Genomic DNA, 377 nt, shown 5'->3' on the forward strand with positions numbered 1-377 from the left:
GGTCGAGCGGCGCGTCTCGGCGACCTACAAGGACCTGCCTGGCGGCCAGCTGCTTGGTCCGACCTTCGACTACACGCACCGCCTGCTCGACCCCGAGCTTGCCACCGGCGCCGATGTCGCCGAACCCTTGCAGCGCGCCCGCGAAGCCGAGCCCATGCCGCGTGTCTCGGCCATCCTCGCCCGTGAAGGCCTGATCGAGCCCGATGGCAAGATGCCGCAGGATCACATCCCCGGCGACATCACCCGCGAGCCGCTGGAATTCCCGATGGCGCGCGACATCCGCCTGCAGGCGCTGTCACGCGGCGACGAGGGTTTCCTGCTGGCGCTCGGCTATTCCACGCAGCGCGGCTACGCCCGCAACCATCCCTTTGTCGGCG

Annotated in this window: 1 protein-coding gene; it reads left to right on the forward strand. The window is 69.8% G+C overall.

Going from position 1 to position 377, the window contains the following annotated elements; translation table 11 throughout:
• On the forward strand, nt 1–377 hold a 377-nt coding region (locus EN852_RS36105; RefSeq protein WP_189546411.1), incomplete at both ends, for a carbon-phosphorus lyase complex subunit PhnI.

This window comes from Mesorhizobium sp. M2E.F.Ca.ET.209.01.1.1 (genome assembly GCF_004010375.2).
GTDB lineage: Bacteria > Pseudomonadota > Alphaproteobacteria > Rhizobiales > Rhizobiaceae > Mesorhizobium.